The organism is Bacillus sp. FSL K6-3176, from assembly GCF_038003325.1.
In the GTDB taxonomy this organism is placed as follows: domain Bacteria; phylum Bacillota; class Bacilli; order Bacillales; family Bacillaceae; genus Bacillus; species Bacillus altitudinis.
The window spans coordinates 2,609,803-2,628,725 of sequence record NZ_JBBOOX010000001.1 but is presented as its reverse complement, the minus strand read 5'-3'; the positions used below and the strand labels follow the sequence as shown (position 1 = coordinate 2,628,725).

Sequence of the window (18,923 nt, the reverse complement as noted above, 5' to 3'; positions counted from 1 at the left end):
AAGAAAGAACATTTGTTTCTCACCGCATCGCGTTTTATAATGAAAGAATGAATTTAGACGAAAGGAGTGGATTAAGCATGTCCTATGTTCATCTTCAGGTCCACAGTGGATACAGCTTGTTGAGCAGTGCAGCGAAGGTCAAGGAGCTCGTATTAAAGGCGAAAGAACTTGGCTATCAAGCGCTCGCTCTTACCGATGACCATGTGATGTATGGAACGGTTGAATTTTATAAGGAATGTAAAACACATGGCATCAAACCGATTATCGGTTTAACAGCTTCTGTCTTCATAGATGAACAAGAGACAGAGGCTTATCCTTTGATCCTCCTTGCCAAAAACAATGAAGGCTATCAAAACTTGATCAAAATTAGCAGTGTCTTGAAATCAAAGTCAAAAACCGGCCTGAAAGAGAAATGGCTGAAAGCCTATCATCATGGCCTTATTGCCATCACACCAGGCGTATCCGGCTATATTGAAACGCTGCTGCAACATGATCAGCTAGATGAAGCAAGGGATGCAGCCAGCCATTTAAAAGATCTTTTTGGTGAGGAACATGTGTATTTAGCCGTTCAGCCGTTTCAGCAGGGCGAAGAGCTGTCTCGTAAGCTAAGGGAACTCTCAAAAAGAGCGAACATCCCGCTTGTGGCAACAGGTGATGTCCACTATATCCATCAAGAGGACAAAACCGCATATACATGTTTAAAAGCCATTAAAGCAGGCCAGCAGCTATCAGAAATTGAGGAAGACCAAGGAGACAAGCATTTCAGATCGATCGAAGAAATGATGAAGTGGTATGGTGATGAACCAGAATTGCTGGCAAGAACGGTTGAGATTGCAAACCGCTGCGAGGTCGATTTAAATCTTGGCCAGACGAAACTGCCAACCTATCCGACGCCTGATCAATCAACAGCTGATCAATTTTTACGAAGAGTGTGCCAAGAAGGCATGAAACGAAGACAGATTGCTTCAAATGACACATATATCAAAAGGCTTGAGTATGAGCTGAGCATCATTCAAAAAATGAATTTCAGTGATTATTTCCTCATTGTGTGGGATTTTATGAAGTATGCTCATGATCATGGCATTGTAACAGGTCCTGGCCGGGGATCAGCAGCAGGCTCTTTAGTTGCGTATGTTCTGTTTATTACAGATGTCGATCCGATCCGTCACGGGCTTTTATTTGAGCGTTTTTTAAATCCTGAACGCATCAGCATGCCAGATATAGATATCGATTTTCCTGACACGAGAAGAGATGAAATCATTTCATATGTAAAAGACAAATATGGGGATATGCATGTGGCGCAAATTGTCACGTTTGGAACACTTGCCGCAAAGGCAGCTTTAAGAGATGTCGGACGTGTGATGGGAATTGATTCAAAAGCAGCAGACCGCCTTGCAAAGCTCATCCCATCAAAGCCAGGGACGACACTGAAAGAAGCGGTGACAGTCTCCTCAGAATTAAAAACACTGCTCCAGCAATCTGAAGAGCTGCAAAGAGTGTTTCAAACCGCTTTAAAAGTAGAAGGATTACCAAGACATACGTCAACACATGCAGCCGGCGTTGTCCTAAGTGAGGAGCCGCTCACACAAGTCGTGCCTATTCAAGAAGGCCATGATGGAGTGTATTTGACGCAATATGCGATGAATTATTTAGAAGATCTCGGTCTTTTGAAAATGGATTTTTTAGGTTTGAGAAACTTAACATTAATTGAATCCATTAAAAACCAGATTGAAAGACAGGAAAACGTCCACATTAACTTTAGTGACATTTCATATGAAGATCAGAAAACGTTTGATTTGTTATCAGCGGGAGATACAACGGGGATTTTCCAGCTCGAATCACAAGGTATGCGTCAGGTGCTGAGACGACTGAAACCTTCTAGTCTAGAAGATATCGTGGCTGTCAATGCCTTATACCGCCCGGGGCCGATGGAGAATATCCCGCTCTTTATCGACCGAAAGCATGGCAGAGTGAAAGTCTCCTACCCGCATCCAGATTTGTATGACATCTTAAAGGATACATATGGGGTCATCGTCTATCAGGAGCAAATCATGTTGATTGCAGCAAAGATGGCAGGCTTTCAGCTGGGCGAGGCCGATCTACTAAGAAGAGCCGTTTCAAAGAAAGATAAAAAGGTGCTTGATGAAGAGCGAAGCCATTTTGTTGAAGGATGCCTAAAAAAGGAGTATCCTGTTAACATTGCAAATGACGTTTATGACCTAATCGTCAAATTTGCAAACTATGGTTTTAATAGAAGCCATGCTGTTGCATATAGCATGATCGGCTTTCAGCTTGCTTATTTAAAAGCGCATTATCCGTTATATTTTATGTGCGGTCTTTTAACGAGTGTGATTGGAAATGAAGACAAAGTGGCTCAATATTTCTATGAGGCAAAGGAAAAAGGGATATCTGTGTTGAAGCCTTCTATTAATAAGAGCGAATTTCCATTCACGGTTGAAAAAGGGGAGATCCGCTACAGCTTAAGAGCGATCAAAAATGTCGGAGTGTCAGCTGTAAAGGATATATACAGAGCAAGACAGGAAAAGCCATTTGAAGATTTATTTGATTTTTGCGCAAGGGTATCAACAAAGAGTGTCAACCGAAAAACGATTGAAGCCCTCATTTTCTCAGGGGCAATGGATGAGCTTCATCCAAATCGTGCTTCGTTATTAGCATCGATAGATATTGCGTTAGACCATGTGTCATTTTTAACACCTGAGGATCAACTAGACTTTCTTGGGGATACAACGTTCTCCATTAAGCCAAAATATGCGGAGATAGACGAACTGCCGCTTGTTGATCTCCTGCAATTTGAAAAAGAAGCACTTGGGTTATATTTATCAAATCACCCAGTACAAGCGTATCGAGATCGTTTGAGAGAGAATGGTGCAGTGGAAATCATCAGACTTTCTTCCTATATAAAGCGAAAGATCTCAATGGGTGGTCTTTTGACAAAGGTGAAATCGATTCGGACAAAAAATGGACAATCGATGGCATTTGTCACATTCGGGGATGAAACGGGAGAAATGGAAGGTGTCGTCTTTCCAGAGCAATTTAGAAAGCTGTCCCCCTTACTTGAGGAGGGCGCAATGCTTTATGTTGAAGGTAGAATAGACGTCAGAAATGAGAGCAGTCAAATCATCGTGCAAGAAGCTGTTCTACTGGAAGAGATGGGCTCTAAAAGAAAAGAATCTGTCTACATTCGAGTCAAAGAAGAGAACCATACGCAGGAGCTGCTAGAACAAGTGAAGCGAGTGATCTCCATGCACAGCGGAGAAGCAGATGTCTATTTGTATTATGAAAAGCAAAAAAAGACGATGAGACTTCCAGATGCATACAAAGTTCATGCAGATCATGCGGTCATTTTCCAGTTAAAAGAGCTGCTAGGTGAACAAAACGTTGTGATTAAATGATGACAAATCGTCTGAATATGTTTTACAATTTCACCTATTGTGTTATCATTTTAAAGATTCTGTGTATTTAAACTGCCAAGTATGTGCTTATCAACTTAGCAATTCATTAAATCATTTTCCACTTGAAGGAGTGTTCATCACATGTCATTAAGAGAAGAAGCATTACATATGCACAAAGAGAATCAAGGCAAACTCGAATCAAAATCAAAGGTACAAGTGAAAAATGCGAAAGACTTGAGCTTGGCTTACTCACCAGGTGTGGCAGAGCCATGTAAAGATATTTATGACGACACAAGCAAAGTGTATGATTATACAATGAAAGGCAATATGGTCGCTGTTGTCACAGATGGAAGTGCTGTGTTAGGGCTTGGAAACATTGGGGCTGAAGCATCTCTTCCAGTAATGGAAGGAAAAGCTGTCTTATTCAAAAGCTTTGCAGGTGTTGATGCATTCCCAATCGCACTTGCAACAAACGATGTAGACAAAATCGTTGAAACAGTGAAGCTTCTTGAGCCAACGTTTGGCGGCGTGAACCTTGAAGATATTGCAGCACCAAACTGCTTTATCATTGAAGAGCGTTTGAAAAAAGAGACAAACATTCCTGTTTTCCACGATGATCAGCACGGGACAGCGATTGTAACAGTGGCAGGACTTGTGAATGCACTGAAGCTGTCTGGAAAATCAATGTCTTCAATTAAAGTGGTTGCTAACGGCGCTGGAGCAGCAGGAATTGCGATTATCAAACTTCTTTATCATTTCGGTGTACGTGATATCATCATGTGTGATACAAAAGGCGCTATTTATGAAGGCCGTCCGAATGGTATGAATGCAGTGAAAAATGAAGTAGCTAAATTCACGAACCAAGATCGTAAAGAAGGTTCTTTAGAAGAAGTGATTGAAGGCGCAGATGTCTTTATCGGCGTTTCAGTAGCAGGTGCTTTAACTAAAGAAATGGTTGGGAAAATGGCAAAAGATCCTGTCATCTTCGCAATGGCTAATCCAAACCCAGAGATCATGCCAGAAGATGCACATGCAGCAGGTGCAAGTGTTGTAGGAACTGGCCGTTCTGACTTCCCGAACCAAGTGAACAACGTCCTTGCATTCCCTGGTATTTTCCGCGGGGCGCTTGATGTACGTGCGACACACATTAACGAAGAAATGAAAATTGCAGCTGTTGAAGCGATTGCTTCCCTTGTATCAGATGAAGAATTGTCAGCGGAATACGTTATCCCTGCACCATTTGATGCACGAGTAGCGCCAGCGGTAGCCAAAGCAGTGGCAAAAGCAGCAATGGAAACGGGCGTTTCAAGAATCAAAGTAGACCCAGAAGCTGTTGCAGAAAAAACAAGAAAATTAACGATTATCGGCGAGTAATCGAAATGGGAAAGTGTGCACGTTTTTTCTGAAATTGGAGGAAAAACGTGCACCATTTCCTCTCTTATACGAAATTTTTTTCATCCTAAATGAGATTTTTTTGTAGACGTTCACAATTCACATATACCAACTACTCAGCGCCCCAAACCTATACTCATTTCTCATCAATTCCCCACTGAAAAAATTGAATGAAGGATGACAGCGTTTGACAAAAAAAGTACAATAGTTTCGGTACAGTTATGACATGTCCTATAATAGTGGATGTGCGTGTAAAGAAAAAACCCTTCAAAAAGGGAGGTAGTCATTTGTCAATCAAGAATATTTTCAGTAAAAAGAAAAAATATGCATCTGTACCCTCTGAACAGGCAAGTCAAGATGTGCCTGAAGGCATCATGACCAAATGTCCGCAATGTAAAAAAATAATGCTCACCAAAGAACTAGATAAAAATTTACGTGTTTGCATGAATTGCGGCAGACATTTGCAAATGAATGCAAAACAACGTATTGAAAGCCTTGTAGACGAAGGCACATTTGAAGAATTTAATGGTCACCTCATTTCTGAGAACCCGCTCGGTTTCCCAGGCTACGAAGAAAAGCTTCAGAAAGACAGAGAAAAAACATCTTTGAATGAAGCCATCGTAACAGGAAAAGGTGAAATTAAAGGTCAAAGTGCTGTCATTGCTGTCATGGATGCCACGTTCCGTATGGGCAGCATGGGCTCAGTTGTTGGTGAAAAGATTACATTAGCTATTGAGAAAGCAAAAGCGGACAAGGTGCCATTTATCATCTTCACTGCATCTGGAGGAGCAAGAATGCAAGAGGGGATTCTTAGTCTAATGCAGATGGCAAAAACAAGTTCAGCATTAAAGCTGTTCAGCGAGGATCAAGGTCTGATTATCTCTGTGATGACCAATCCGACAACTGGCGGTGTATCAGCTAGTTTTGCGTCTCTCGGTGATTACAACTTTGCAGAGCCTGGTGCATTAATTGGTTTTGCTGGTCGCAGAATCATTGAACAAACCATTCGTGAAGACCTACCAGAGGACTTCCAAACGGCTGAATTTTTAATGAAGCATGGTCAGCTAGATGCTGTGATTCACCGTGCAGAAATGAAAGAAACATTAGGCCAAATCTTAGCATTACACAGCACAGGAGGTGAACGAGAGTGGCTGGAGAACTAGAATTTGAAAAACCTGTCATTGAACTTCGAGCGAAAATTGATGAATTGAAAAAGTTCACACAAAACTCAGAGATGGATTTAAGTGCGGAAATTGAGCGCCTTGAAACGCGTCTGAGTAAGCTTGAAACAGACATTTATACAAATTTAAAGCCGTGGGACAGAGTGCAAATTGCTCGTCATGCGATGCGCCCAACAACTCTCGATTACATTCAAGAGCTGTTTGATCACTTTTTCGAATGTCACGGTGATCGTTTTTATGGCGACGATGAAGCCATCGTTGGAGGAATTGCCACGTTTAAAGGACTTCCTGTCACAGTCATTGGTCATCAGCGCGGAAAAGACACAAAAGAAAACTTGCGCCGTAATTTCGGGATGCCGCATCCAGAAGGTTACCGTAAAGCATTGCGCTTGATGAAACAAGCAGATAAATTTAATCGTCCAATCATTTGCTTTATTGATACAAAAGGAGCTTATCCTGGTAAAGCAGCTGAAGAACGCGGGCAAAGTGAAGCAATTGCGAAAAACCTTTTCGAAATGGCAGGACTTCGTGTACCGGTTGTCTGTATTGTCATTGGAGAAGGCGGAAGTGGCGGAGCACTAGGCTTAGGCGTAGGAAACCACCTATTTATGCTAGAGAACTCAACATATTCAGTGATTTCACCTGAAGGTGCAGCAGCACTGCTCTGGAAGGACTCATCACTTGCAAAAAAAGCTGCAGAATCAATGAAAATTACCGCTCCAGACCTAAAAGAATTAGATATTATAGATGATGTTATTAAAGAAGTGCAAGGTGGAGCACACCGAGACGTGAAACAACAAGCAGCCTACATTGAAAAAACATTAAAACAGTCACTTACATCTTTGCTCAAACAATCGCCTGAAGAATTAGTCGAACAAAGATATCAAAAATACAAAGCAATCGGCAAAGTATCGATTGAAAATCAATATATTGGGGTAAACTAAATAAACGTACAGCCTTTTGGCTGGCGTTTATTTTTTTCGTCTTTTTTCATCAAAACGATCTGATGTAAGCGCTATTTGAAAATAATTTTCTTTTGTTTTCATAAAATTTGAAACGTCTGAAAACGTTGATTTGACAAGGTTTAGAGGACTTGAAACAACTGTTTTTTGAACAAAGTGCTTTCAAGACTTTCTTAACTTTTGTTTAAAAACATTTTATTTAATTGTATAATAAGTACGGTTTTAGAAATTCGTATTGAAAACATCCGGTTTTGCTCATGATTGTTTTCAAGCAGTGGAAATGGTATGTTTAATTCATATATGGTCTCTGAGGTGAAAAAGATGAAGCGTATAGGAGTTTTAACGAGCGGTGGGGATTCCCCAGGAATGAATGCAGCTGTGCGCGCAGTTGTAAGGAAAGCAATTTACCATAATGTAGAAGTTTACGGTATTTATAATGGATATTCAGGTCTAATTAACGGTAAAATTGAGAAACTCGAAATAGGTTCAGTAGGCGATATCATTCATCGTGGAGGAACAAAACTTTACACGGCAAGATGTCCTGAATTCAAGACAGTTGAAGGTCGTGAAAAAGGGATTGAGAACTTAAAAAAATTCGGTATTGAAGGACTTGTTGTCATCGGTGGAGATGGCTCATTCATGGGAGCGAAGAAATTAACAGAGCTCGGTTTTCCATGTGTAGGTGTCCCTGGCACGATTGACAATGACATTCCTGGTACTGATTTCACTATTGGCTTTGATACAGCACTAAATACAGTCATTGATGCCATTGATAAAATTCGTGATACAGCCACATCTCATGAACGTACATACGTAGTGGAAGTAATGGGAAGACATGCAGGGGATATTGCCCTTTGGTCAGGTCTTGCAGGCGGAGCTGAATCGATTTTGATTCCTGAAGCAGACTATGACATGGACGAAATTATTGCCAGATTGAGAAGAGGACATGAGCGCGGCAAGAAGCACAGTATCATCATCGTCGCAGAAGGCGTAGGCAGCGGTGTCGAATTTGGTAAGAGAATTGAAGAGGAGACAAGCCTTGAAACGCGTGTATCTGTCTTAGGACATATTCAGCGTGGAGGTTCTCCAAGTGCGTTTGACCGAGTGCTCGCAAGTCGCTTAGGAGCGTATGCAGTAGAACTTCTTCTTGAAGGAAGAGGCGGACGCTGTGTAGGCATTCAAAGCAACGAACTCGTTCATCACGATATTTTAGACATCTTAGATAAAAAGCATACAGTCGATCAAAATATGTACCGACTTTCACAAGAGCTCTCTATATAAAACGAGAAGACCTTAGGAGGAACAGTAATGAGAAAGACAAAAATCGTTTGTACAATCGGTCCAGCAAGTGAAAGCATTGAAAAGCTGACTGAATTGATTGAAGCAGGAATGAATGTAGCCAGACTAAACTTCTCTCATGGAGATTTTGAAGAGCATGGTGCACGTATTGAAAACATTCGCAAAGCAGGTAAAACTTTAGGCAAGGACATTGCGATCCTTCTTGATACAAAAGGTCCAGAGATCCGTACACGCACAGTTGAAAACGGCTCAATTGAGTTAGTTGCTGGTGCTGATCTTATCGTGAGTATGGAAGACATTGTGGGAAACACTGAAAAAATCAGTGTGACGTACGAAGATTTAATTCATGATGTAGAAGTGGGCTCAACCATCTTATTAGATGATGGTCTGATTGGTCTAGAAGTAAAAGAATTAAATAAGGACCGAAAAGAAATCGTCACAAAAGTAATGAATACAGGCACACTGAAAAATAAAAAAGGTGTCAACGTACCGGGTGTGAGTGTGAACTTGCCGGGTATTACAGAAAAGGATGCCAATGATATTCTGTTTGGAATTGAACAAGGTGTCGATTTCATCGCAGCTTCTTTTGTAAGACGAGCTTCTGATGTTCTTGAAATTCGGGAGCTACTTGAAAAGAACAACGCAGCTGACATTCAAATCATTCCGAAGATTGAAAACCAAGAGGGCGTTGATAACATCGATGAAATCCTTGAGGTATCAGATGGACTGATGGTCGCGCGTGGAGATCTTGGTGTAGAGATTCCGGCAGAAGAAGTACCGCTTGTTCAAAAAATGCTAATCAAAAAATGCAACCGTTTAGGCAAGCCTGTCATCACAGCAACTCAAATGCTGGATAGCATGCAGCGTAACCCGCGTCCAACTCGTGCAGAAGCAAGTGATGTGGCAAATGCTATTTTTGATGGTACAGATGCGATCATGCTATCTGGTGAAACAGCAGCAGGAACATATCCAGTTGAAGCTGTGCAAACGATGCACAACATTGCCTCACGTTCAGAGGAAGCACTTAACTATAAAGCGATCCTTTCTCGCAGAAGCGAAGAAGTAGAAGTCAGCATTACAGATGCGATCGGTCAATCTGTTGCGCACACAGCTATGAAGCTTGATGTGGCGGCAATTGTGACACCTACTGAGAGCGGTCATACAGCGAGAATGATTTCAAAATATAGACCAAAAGCACCAATCGTAGCAGTCACAGCAAACGAATCAGTGGCAAGAAAACTTTCACTCGTATTCGGTGTATTTGCAAAGAGCGGTTCAAAAACGACATCTACTGATGAAATGCTTGAGAATGCAGTAGAAAAGTCAATTGAAACAGGCTATGTAAGACATGGTGATTTAATCGTGATTACAGCTGGTGTGCCAGTTGGTGAAACAGGTACAACCAACTTAATGAAAGTGTATGTTGTCGGTGACATCATTGCGAAGGGTCAAGGAATTGGCCGCAAATCTGCATTTGGACCGGTTGTTATTGCACAAAGCGGAAAAGAAGCAGAGGAAAAAATGTACGATGGTGCGATTCTTGTCGCAAACTGCACAGATCGTGACATGATGGGTGCTTTAGAAAAAGCGTCTGCCCTTATCACGGAAGAAGGCGGTTTAACAAGCCATGCAGCAGTCGTTGGGCTTAGTCTTGGCATTCCAGTCATTGTTGGTCTCGACAGTGCCACAACACTTCTAAAAGAAGGCGAAGAGATTACAGTAGATCCAGCACGCGGAGCGATCTACAAAGGCCGTGCAAGCGTCCTTTAAATCACACACGAGGGGAGTTGTCTGACTCCTCTCTTTTTTTATGTTACACTAAAAAAAGTAAACAGCTTTCGATGAAAGAGACCCCATGAGGTGATATGGCTTGAAAAAATATTTTCTACTATTATTGATTCTGTTCCCAGCAGTTGAAATTAGTTTATTTTTAATCTCAAGTAACATCATTGGTATTTTACCAACGATGCTAGTCATTGTGCTGACAAGTGCACTAGGTGCTTACTTTGCAAGAAAACAAGGAATAGAAGCATTTCAGAAAGTGCAGCGAGATTTACAATATGGCAAAATGCCAGGGGCCACCATTGTCGATGGCTTCTGCATTCTGATCGGTGGTTTGCTGCTGCTCATACCTGGATTCCTTTCTGATCTGATTGGGGCTGTTCTGCTCATTCCCATGACAAGAAAACGGATCAAACCGCTCTTTGAGCGCTGGCTTAGAAACATGTCCAATCGCAAACGCTATACGATTATACGCTAAAGAGACCTTCGCATCAGGTCTCTTTTACTTTTGCGCACCATACCGAATGTACTGATAAAGGTCTCTGAAAACCCCTGCATTACGAAACGCCTGCCAAACGACAAGAGAAGCGGGACCGAGTGCAAGTCCAAGAAAACCAAAGCATTTTAATCCGACAAACAGTGCCACGAGTGTTGCTAAAGGATTAAGACCGATTGATTTACTTAAGACTTTTGGCTCTGATATTTGTCTTTGAATGAGCACCACAATATACAAAATGCCCAGTCCAATGGCGAGTGAAAGATTTCCTGTCATGGCGGAGTAAATGATCCACGGAAGAAAAACCGTGCCACTGCCGATGTAAGGAAGTAAATCAACTAGACCAATACATAGAGCGATCACAATCGCATGCTCGACCTTTAAGATGAAAAGTCCAATCAGCACGATACCAATGGTCATGGCAACAAGGAGAAGCTGGGCTTTCATAAAGCCAGAAATGGCTTTTTTGATTTCAGATAAAATGGCACGTGTATGAAGCATCCATTTGGCGGGAAAGATACGAGAACCATATTTTTTTAACGTAAACCAATCTTTTGTGATAAAAAAAGTCGCTAGTGCGGAAAATAAAAGCGTCGCTGCTGCATCAGGCAAAAGACCTAAAAAAGCTGGAATGAATTCAAGAGTTTTTGAAAGGAAAGTCCCGATTTTTGCCGCTGCTTCGTCACCAAGTGCTTGGATTTGTCCTAAAATCGATTCCTTTTGACCTGCTTGAAGAGTATTAAATTGAGCAGTCAAATCATGATATAAAGGCAAAATCTGATCTGTGAAAAAACGTTCCACGATCCCAATCATTTGGTCAAGATGACCTGGAAGTACCTTTGCTAAATAAGCACTTCCTGAAATGATTTCCGCTACTAAAAGTGTCATGAATCCGGCTGCTACCACTAAAAAGAGTAATAGCACAATGATGACAACAAAACCTCTTGGCATCCCGGTCATGTTTTCGATTTTACATACGGCTGGATGAATCAAACACGACACGGCAAATGCAATCCAAAATGGATATAAAAACGGAAAAGACTGATATAAAAAAACAACCGCACAAACGGCGATGCTGAAAATCATCAAACTTCGCAAAAAAATGGCCACATACGTGTGATTCACACAATCCCCTCCAAAAAACAAGCATGTCCGATACTTCATTTTATTCAAAAAGATTAGTAATATGAAAAGGTCGCAATAAAAAGAAAGGAAGGGGCGGCATATGTTCACTCAAGCCAATTTATTTTTAATTCTTTTACTCGTCATTGCACTCATAGCGAAGAACAATTCGTTAATTTTAGCGGTTTCTGTGCTGATTGCGATTAAACTCATTGGATTAGATCAAAAAATTTTCCCGGTTCTGCAATCAAAAGGTATCAATTGGGGTGTGACGGTCATCACGATCGCAGTGCTTGTACCGATCGCAACAGGGGACATTGGATTTAAACAGCTTGGAGAAGCAATGAAATCCTCTTATGCTTGGATTGCACTCGGAGCGGGTATATTAGTAGCATTAATTGCAAAAAACGGCATTGTGCTACTCGAAAACGATCCGCATATCACCGCAGCACTTGTATTCGGTACGATTTTGGCAGTCAGCTTATTCAAAGGTGTGGCTGTTGGCCCGCTGATTGGTGCTGGAATTGCCTATTTAGCGATGCAAGCAGTGAAATTTTTCAGCGGTTAAAAAGAGAGTGGCTCATGCCACTTTCTTTTGATATTTTTTCTGACGTGAGCTTTTGCAAAAAAACATAATTAAATATATTAAAAGAAGCAAAATCCCTTTATTCCATGCCCGAACCGGAAGGCTGGAAAAAAAAATATCAAAAAAAATTATAGTTAAACATTTAACAAATGTCTGATTATTGTTTATAATGGGAATAGGCTTAATTTTGAACTCATTGATCAAACACGAGATATGAGGCTAAAAGCGCTCTAACCGTATAGGTAAATGTAAGCATTTTCTTTTCTAAACCTGCCAGCCTATTTTGGTTGGATAGCGCTTTCAAAAAGCGAGAATTTTGCAACGAAGGGGAATCTTTTTAAAAAGGGGAGATTGAACATGACAGCAACAAGAGGTCTTGAAGGTATCGTGGCAACAACTTCATCCGTAAGCTCAATTATTGATGATACTCTTACTTATGTAGGGTACAATATCGATGATTTAACTGAAAAAGCGACTTTCGAAGAAATTGTCTACCTGTTATGGCACTTAAAGCTGCCGAATGAGCAGGAGCTAAGCGAGTTAAAGCAGCAGCTCAATGAAAATGCTCATATTCCGCAAGAGATCATTGAGCACTTTAAATCTTATTCGCTGGATGGGGTTCATCCAATGTCTGCGATTCGTACAGCGGTATCCTTATTAGGTTTACTTGATGACGAATCAGAGATTATGGACAAAGAAGCAAATTACAGAAAAGCCATTCGCTTACAAGCGAAAATTTCTGGACTTGTAGCTGCATTCTCACGTATTCGAAAGGGACTTGAGCCTGTACAGCCAAAAGAAGAATACAGCTATGCTGCAAACTTCTTATATATGCTAAACGGCGAAGAGCCTTCACCAGTAGAAATTGAAGCGATTGATAAAGCGCTCATTCTACATGCGGATCACGAATTAAACGCATCGACATTTACAGCACGTGTATGTGTTGCTACACTATCAGATATCTACTCTGGTGTAACAGCAGCTATCGGCGCATTGAAAGGACCACTTCATGGCGGCGCGAATGAAGGCGTAATGAAGATGCTCTCAGAAATTGGCGAAGTTGAAAACGTAGATTCCTATATTCATGGTAAGCTAGAGAAGAAAGAGAAAATTATGGGCTTTGGCCACCGCGTTTACCGCCAGGGTGACCCGCGTGCAAAACATTTAAAAGAAATGAGCCAGCGCTTAACAAATCTCACAGGCGAGCCAAAATGGTATGAAATGTCTGTACGCGCAGAGGAAATCGTGACATCAGAGAAAAATCTTCCACCAAATGTTGATTTTTATTCTGCTTCTGTCTATCACAGTCTTGGGATTGATCATGACTTGTTTACACCAATTTTCGTGATCAGCCGATTCTCTGGATGGATTGCTCACATTTTAGAGCAATATGACAACAACCGTCTGATCCGTCCAAGAGCTGACTATATTGGACCTGATCTTCAAACGTTTGTTCCGATCAGTGAAAGAGACTAATGTTTATAGAATAGCGGAGGCTGATCCATCTAAACCAATCAGCCTCCATATCAACAAAAAACGAATCACGTGAAAAACTTCTTGGCTTGCAGACATCAAGCTTGGAAGTTTCAAATATTCACTACATAACCTGGGAGGTAATATCATTGTCACAAGGCGAAAAAATTACAGTTACTGGCGGCGTATTGAATGTACCAAATAATCCAATTATCCCGTTTATCGAAGGGGACGGAATCGGTCCTGACATTTGGAAAGCAGCATCAAGAGTTCTTGAAGCAGCTGTAGAAAAAGCATATAAAGGTGAAAAGCAAATCACTTGGAAAGAAGTATATGCAGGTGAAAAAGCTTATAATAAAACGGGCGAGTGGCTTCCAGAGCAAACACTTGAAGACATTCGTGAATATTTAATCGCGATCAAAGGACCACTGACAACACCAATTGGCGGAGGAATTCGTTCATTGAACGTGGCACTAAGACAAGAGCTTGATTTATTCACATGCTTACGTCCAGTTCGCTGGTTCCAAGGCGTACCATCTCCTGTGAAACGTCCAGAAGACACAGACATGGTCATCTTCCGTGAAAACACTGAAGATATCTATGCAGGAATCGAGTATGCAAAAGGATCAGACGAAGTGAAGAAGTTAATCGACTTCTTGAAAAACGAATTAGGTGTGAATAAAATCCGTTTCCCAGAAACATCAGGTATCGGAATCAAACCAGTTTCTGAAGAAGGAACATCTCGTCTTGTCAGAGCAGCGATCCAATATGCGATTGACCAAGGCCGTAAATCTGTGACACTTGTTCACAAAGGAAACATCATGAAATTTACAGAAGGAGCCTTCAAAAACTGGGGCTACGAAGTGGCTGAAAAAGAGTTTGGCGACAAAGTCTTTACATGGGCACAATATGATCGTATTGTAGAACAAGATGGAAAAGATGCGGCAAACAAAGCGCAAAGTGAAGCAGAAGCTGCTGGCAAAATCATTGTCAAAGACAGCATTGCAGATATTTTCCTTCAACAAATTTTAACTCGTCCAGCTGAGTTCGATGTTGTCGCAACAATGAACTTAAACGGAGACTACATCTCTGATGCACTTGCAGCACAAGTTGGTGGAATTGGTATCGCACCTGGTGCAAACATCAACTACGAAACAGGACACGCTATTTTTGAAGCGACTCACGGAACAGCACCGAAATATGCTGGTCTTGATAAAGTGAATCCATCTTCTGTTCTTCTATCAGGCGTGCTTTTACTTGAGCACCTTGGATGGCAAGAAGCTGCTGATCTAGTGATTCAATCTGTTGAAAAAACAATTGCATCTAAAGTCGTCACGTACGATTTTGCTAGATTAATGGATGGTGCAACAGAAGTGAAATGTTCTGAGTTTGCTGACGAGCTCATCAAAAACTTGTCTTGATTCTTAAACTTTAAAGTTAAAGGGGAAAAAGGAAATGGCAAACAAGCGTAAAAAAGTATCTGTCATCGGAGCAGGCTTTACTGGAGCAACTACAGCATTTCTAACAGCTCAAAAAGAATTAGCGGATGTCGTATTAGTGGATATCCCTCAGCTTGAGAACCCGACAAAAGGGAAAGCACTTGACATGCTGGAAGCAAGCCCTGTTCAAGGCTTCGATGCGAATATTACAGGAACTTCTAACTACGAAGATACAGCCGGTTCTGATGTCGTGGTCATTACGGCAGGAATTGCAAGAAAGCCGGGAATGAGCCGTGACGACCTCGTGTCAACAAATGAAAAAATCATGCGCAGTGTGACACGTGAAATCGTTAAATATTCTCCAGAAGCGATCATTGTTGTGTTAACAAACCCTGTTGATGCAATGACATATGCAGTTTATAAAGAATCAGGATTACCAAAAGAAAAAGTCATCGGACAATCAGGAATTCTTGATACAGCACGTTTCCGTACGTTCGTTGCTCAAGAATTAAACCTATCTGTGAAAGATGTGACGGGCTTTGTTCTTGGCGGACATGGGGACGACATGGTTCCTCTTGTACGTTACTCTTATGCAGGCGGTATCCCGCTGGAAACATTAATTCCTAAAGAGCGAATTGATGCAATTGTTGAAAGAACAAGAAAAGGCGGCGGTGAAATCGTCAACCTATTAGGTAACGGTAGTGCGTATTATGCACCTGCTGCTTCACTCGTTGAAATGGTTGAGGCGATCTTAAAAGATCAACGCCGCGTCATGCCGACGATTGCATACCTTGAAGGTGAATATGGCTACGAAGGCATTTACCTTGGCGTTCCAACAATCGTAGGTGGAAACGGCCTTGAGCAGATCATCGAGCTTGAGCTGACAGAAGAAGAAAGAAGTCAGCTTGACCGTTCTGTTGAATCTGTAAAGAACGTCATGAAAGTATTGTCTTAATATGAATAAAAAAGAAGGCTTCTCGTATGAGGAGTCTTCTTTTTGTTTACAAAGCCAATCTTGTCGAAATTTTAAATTGTTCTCTTGTTAAGCTTTCGTTAAAATGAAAGAGAAAGCATGACTTCTCGCTTTTCACATAAGATACAAAAAACCGGATGCAGGGGAAATCACTAATTGGAGGCACAACATGAATAAAAAAATATTAGTTGTGGATGATGAAGAATCAATTGTAACACTTCTAAGCTATAACCTTGAAAGGGCGGGCTACGATGTCGTCACAGCAAGAGACGGAGAAGAAGCGCTTGAAAAAGCAGCAAGTGAACAGCCTGATCTGATTGTGCTTGATTTAATGCTTCCGAAAATGGACGGCATTGAAGTGTGCAAACAACTGAGAATTCAAAAAATGATGTTCCCTATTTTAATGCTGACAGCAAAGGACGATGAATTTGATAAGGTGCTCGGTCTTGAACTTGGGGCCGATGATTACATGACAAAACCTTTCAGTCCTAGAGAAGTGGGTGCTCGGGTAAAAGCCATTTTGAGAAGAGCACAGCAATCTCAGCCGACTCCAGTGCAAGAAGAGAAGGAAGAGATCATTGCAGACCAAATCAAAATTGGAGACCTGCGCATTTTACCTGAACATTACGAAGTCTATTTCCAAGAAGAACGTCTAGAGCTTACGCCAAAGGAATTTGAACTGCTTCTTTATTTGGCTAAGCATAAAGGCCGTGTCCTTACGCGTGATCTATTGTTAAGTGCGGTTTGGAATTATGACTTTGCAGGTGATACTCGTATTGTGGATGTGCATATCAGCCACTTGCGGGACAAAATTGAAAAGAACACGAAAAAACCAACATATATTAAAACCATTCGAGGCTTAGGCTACAAATTGGAGGAGCCAAAGCCAAATGAGTAAAGTGAGAACCCGCCTTTTTTCTGGGCTCATTTTTCTCTTGTTTATTGTGTTTGTTGCGCTTGGTCTTTTCTTGGATCATATGTTTCATATTTTCTATGAAACAAAATTAACCGAACGAATGGAAAAGGAATCGAGTTTTCTCCTTTCTTCAATGAATGTGGAAGATTTGAATGCGGAGCAAAACAAGAAGATTCTCAATCAAGCAAAGCAGCATCTCGATATGAATGCGTCGATTGTGGACGTGAAGGGGAATATCATACATACAACGGGTCAAGCAGAACAAAGGGCTGTCATTTTAAACACACTGAAAAGTGAGCAGCTCCAAACAAAAGGAACGTTCATTGAGGATGAGAAGGATGCGCTGTTTCATTATGCAGTTCCAATGATGAAACAAAACGAACCGGCGGGATATTTATTTCTTCATGCTTCATTCCAGCCTTTGAATGAGATTGATGGTCAGCTCTGGCTTGCATTAGCCTTTTGTCTTGGTTCAGCCATCATTATCATCGTCTTTTTTGGCTATCGCATGTCGATGAAGTATGTAAAGCCGATTGATTATGCCACAAAGGTGGCCAAACAGCTTGAACGAGGGAACTATGATACAAATAACTATGAAGAGCTGATCATTGAAACAAGTGAACTCAATACATCAATGAAGCGTCTGGCAGAAAGTCTTCAAGACATGACAAGCGCTGGCGAAATGCAGCGAGATCGTCTGCAAACAGTCATTGAAAACATTGGAGCGGGGATTATTTTGATTGATAAAATGGGCTATATCCACTTAGTCAATCGAACATTCCGCAAGCAATTCAAAGTGCAAAAACACATTTACATGCACAAGCTGTATCATGAAGCCTTTACCCATGAAGAGATTATTGAATTAATAGACGAAATTTTCATGACAGAAACCAAGGTCCGAAAGTTCTTACGTCTCGCTGTTGACATCGAGCGGCGTTATTTCCAAGTCGATGGTGTTCCGATCTTAAGTACGGACGATGAATGGAAAGGAATTGTTCTTGTCTTTCATGATGTGACAGAAACAAAGCAGCTAGAACAGATGCGAAAAGACTTTGTCGCTAACGTGTCACATGAATTAAAGACACCGATCACGTCCATCAAAGGCTTTTCTGAAACACTTCTGGATGGTGCTATTGACGATAAAGAAGCGCTCACACAATTTTTGTCCATCATCCTAAAAGAGAGTATTCGTTTAGAAACACTCATCCAAGACTTACTTGATCTCTCGAAAATTGAACAACAGCATTTTAAGCTGAATATTCAAGAAGCCAATGCGACAGAAATCATTCAAGAGATTGAAGTGCTGCTAAAACAAAAGGCTGCTGAAAAAGGCATTGACCTACAAGTGCGTGTCCCGAAAGAGCCGGTCTATGTCATGGCAGATCCGCTGAGATTAAAACAAATTTTCCTCAATCTGATCAATAATGCTCTCACCTATACACCAGAGGGAGGAAGTGTCACGATCACAGCAAGACAGAGGAAAGATAGCTATGAATTTGATGTAGCAGATACAGGGATCGGTATGAAAAAGAGTGAGATTCCAAGAATATTCGAGAGATTTTATCGAATTGATAAAGATCGAAGTAGAAACTCAGGCGGTACAGGGCTTGGTCTTGCCATTGTCAAACACCTTGTCGAAGCACATGAAGGAACGATTTCTGTTCATAGCAAACAAGGCAAAGGGACGACGTTTACCGTGAGTTTAAAGTCAAAATAGAGAAGAATGGAAAGTGGCGTTAAAATTTACATGATCTTTACAATGAATTCATGTTTTGTTAATCAATCATTGGTAGGATGAATAGGAACCCCTTCATCCAAGGAGCCAATTTTGGAAGGACGAAAACACTTGTTGTTTTCGTCCCTTTTTTATGCAGGCTCGTCTATTTTCT

General features: G+C 41.2%; 14 protein-coding genes. 13 read left to right on the top strand and 1 reads right to left on the bottom strand.

Annotation, left to right across the window (positions count from 1 at the left end; genetic code table 11):
* Positions 1–77: 77 nt before the first annotated feature.
* The 7 genes from dnaE (at position 78) to MHB38_RS13615 (ending at position 10,507) form a co-directional block, all read left to right on the top strand.
* Positions 78–3,413, top strand: coding sequence for a DNA polymerase III subunit alpha (gene dnaE / locus MHB38_RS13645; protein WP_341003684.1), 3,336 nt, complete (start codon positions 78–80; stop codon positions 3,411–3,413).
* 141 nt (positions 3,414–3,554) lie between these two features.
* On the top strand, positions 3,555–4,787 hold the full coding sequence (locus tag MHB38_RS13640) for an NAD(P)-dependent malic enzyme (protein WP_007501712.1): 1,233 nt from the start codon (positions 3,555–3,557) through the stop codon (positions 4,785–4,787).
* 305 nt (positions 4,788–5,092) lie between these two features.
* On the top strand, positions 5,093–5,968 hold the full coding sequence (gene accD / locus MHB38_RS13635) for an acetyl-CoA carboxylase, carboxyltransferase subunit beta (protein WP_008346077.1): 876 nt from the start codon (positions 5,093–5,095) through the stop codon (positions 5,966–5,968).
* The gene (accA, locus tag MHB38_RS13630) at positions 5,953–6,930 is read left to right on the top strand and encodes an acetyl-CoA carboxylase carboxyl transferase subunit alpha (RefSeq protein WP_017358272.1); all 978 of its coding nucleotides are present in this window, start codon (positions 5,953–5,955) and stop codon (positions 6,928–6,930) included. Before accD ends, accA begins: the two co-directional genes overlap by 16 nt.
* A gap of 339 nt (positions 6,931–7,269) precedes the next feature.
* Positions 7,270–8,229, top strand: a complete 960-nt coding sequence (pfkA, locus tag MHB38_RS13625) for a 6-phosphofructokinase (protein WP_017358271.1) — start codon at positions 7,270–7,272, stop codon at positions 8,227–8,229.
* Between the two features lie 27 nt (positions 8,230–8,256).
* A complete protein-coding gene (pyk, locus tag MHB38_RS13620) occupies positions 8,257–10,017 on the top strand; it encodes a pyruvate kinase (protein WP_008346071.1) in 1,761 nt (586 codons plus the stop codon).
* Between the two features lie 100 nt (positions 10,018–10,117).
* Positions 10,118–10,507 carry an FxsA family protein gene (locus MHB38_RS13615; RefSeq protein WP_007501703.1) on the top strand — a complete coding sequence of 130 codons (390 nt, stop codon included), beginning with the start codon at positions 10,118–10,120 and terminating at the stop codon, positions 10,505–10,507.
* 24 nt (positions 10,508–10,531) lie between these two features.
* On the opposite strand, the gene ytvI is transcribed toward MHB38_RS13615, so the two are convergent.
* Positions 10,532–11,650 (bottom strand): sporulation integral membrane protein YtvI, encoded by a 1,119-nt coding sequence (ytvI, locus tag MHB38_RS13610; protein WP_008346068.1) that lies wholly within the window; start codon positions 11,648–11,650, stop codon positions 10,532–10,534.
* A gap of 100 nt (positions 11,651–11,750) precedes the next feature.
* Here ytvI and MHB38_RS13605 point away from each other — a divergent pair, with 100 nt between their 5' ends.
* The 6 genes from MHB38_RS13605 to pnpS all read left to right on the top strand — a co-directional run bounded on the left by MHB38_RS13605 (position 11,751) and on the right by pnpS (position 18,751).
* On the top strand, positions 11,751–12,215 hold the full coding sequence (locus MHB38_RS13605; RefSeq protein ID WP_017367832.1) for a DUF441 domain-containing protein: 465 nt from the start codon (positions 11,751–11,753) through the stop codon (positions 12,213–12,215).
* A gap of 375 nt (positions 12,216–12,590) precedes the next feature.
* A complete protein-coding gene (citZ, locus tag MHB38_RS13600) occupies positions 12,591–13,709 on the top strand; it encodes a citrate synthase (RefSeq protein ID WP_008346063.1) in 1,119 nt (372 codons plus the stop codon).
* A 146-nt stretch (positions 13,710–13,855) separates the two neighbouring features.
* A complete protein-coding gene (gene icd / locus MHB38_RS13595; RefSeq protein ID WP_008346060.1) occupies positions 13,856–15,127 on the top strand; it encodes an NADP-dependent isocitrate dehydrogenase in 1,272 nt (423 codons plus the stop codon).
* A gap of 34 nt (positions 15,128–15,161) precedes the next feature.
* Complete coding sequence (gene mdh / locus MHB38_RS13590; RefSeq protein ID WP_007501693.1) at positions 15,162–16,100, top strand: malate dehydrogenase; 939 nt, start codon at positions 15,162–15,164, stop codon at positions 16,098–16,100.
* Between the two features lie 187 nt (positions 16,101–16,287).
* The gene (locus MHB38_RS13585; protein WP_035391157.1) at positions 16,288–17,016 is read left to right on the top strand and encodes a response regulator transcription factor; all 729 of its coding nucleotides are present in this window, start codon (positions 16,288–16,290) and stop codon (positions 17,014–17,016) included.
* On the top strand, positions 17,009–18,751 hold the full coding sequence (gene pnpS, locus MHB38_RS13580; RefSeq protein WP_017358268.1) for a two-component system histidine kinase PnpS: 1,743 nt from the start codon (positions 17,009–17,011) through the stop codon (positions 18,749–18,751). Before MHB38_RS13585 ends, pnpS begins: the two co-directional genes overlap by 8 nt.
* Positions 18,752–18,923: the final 172 nt, after the last annotated feature.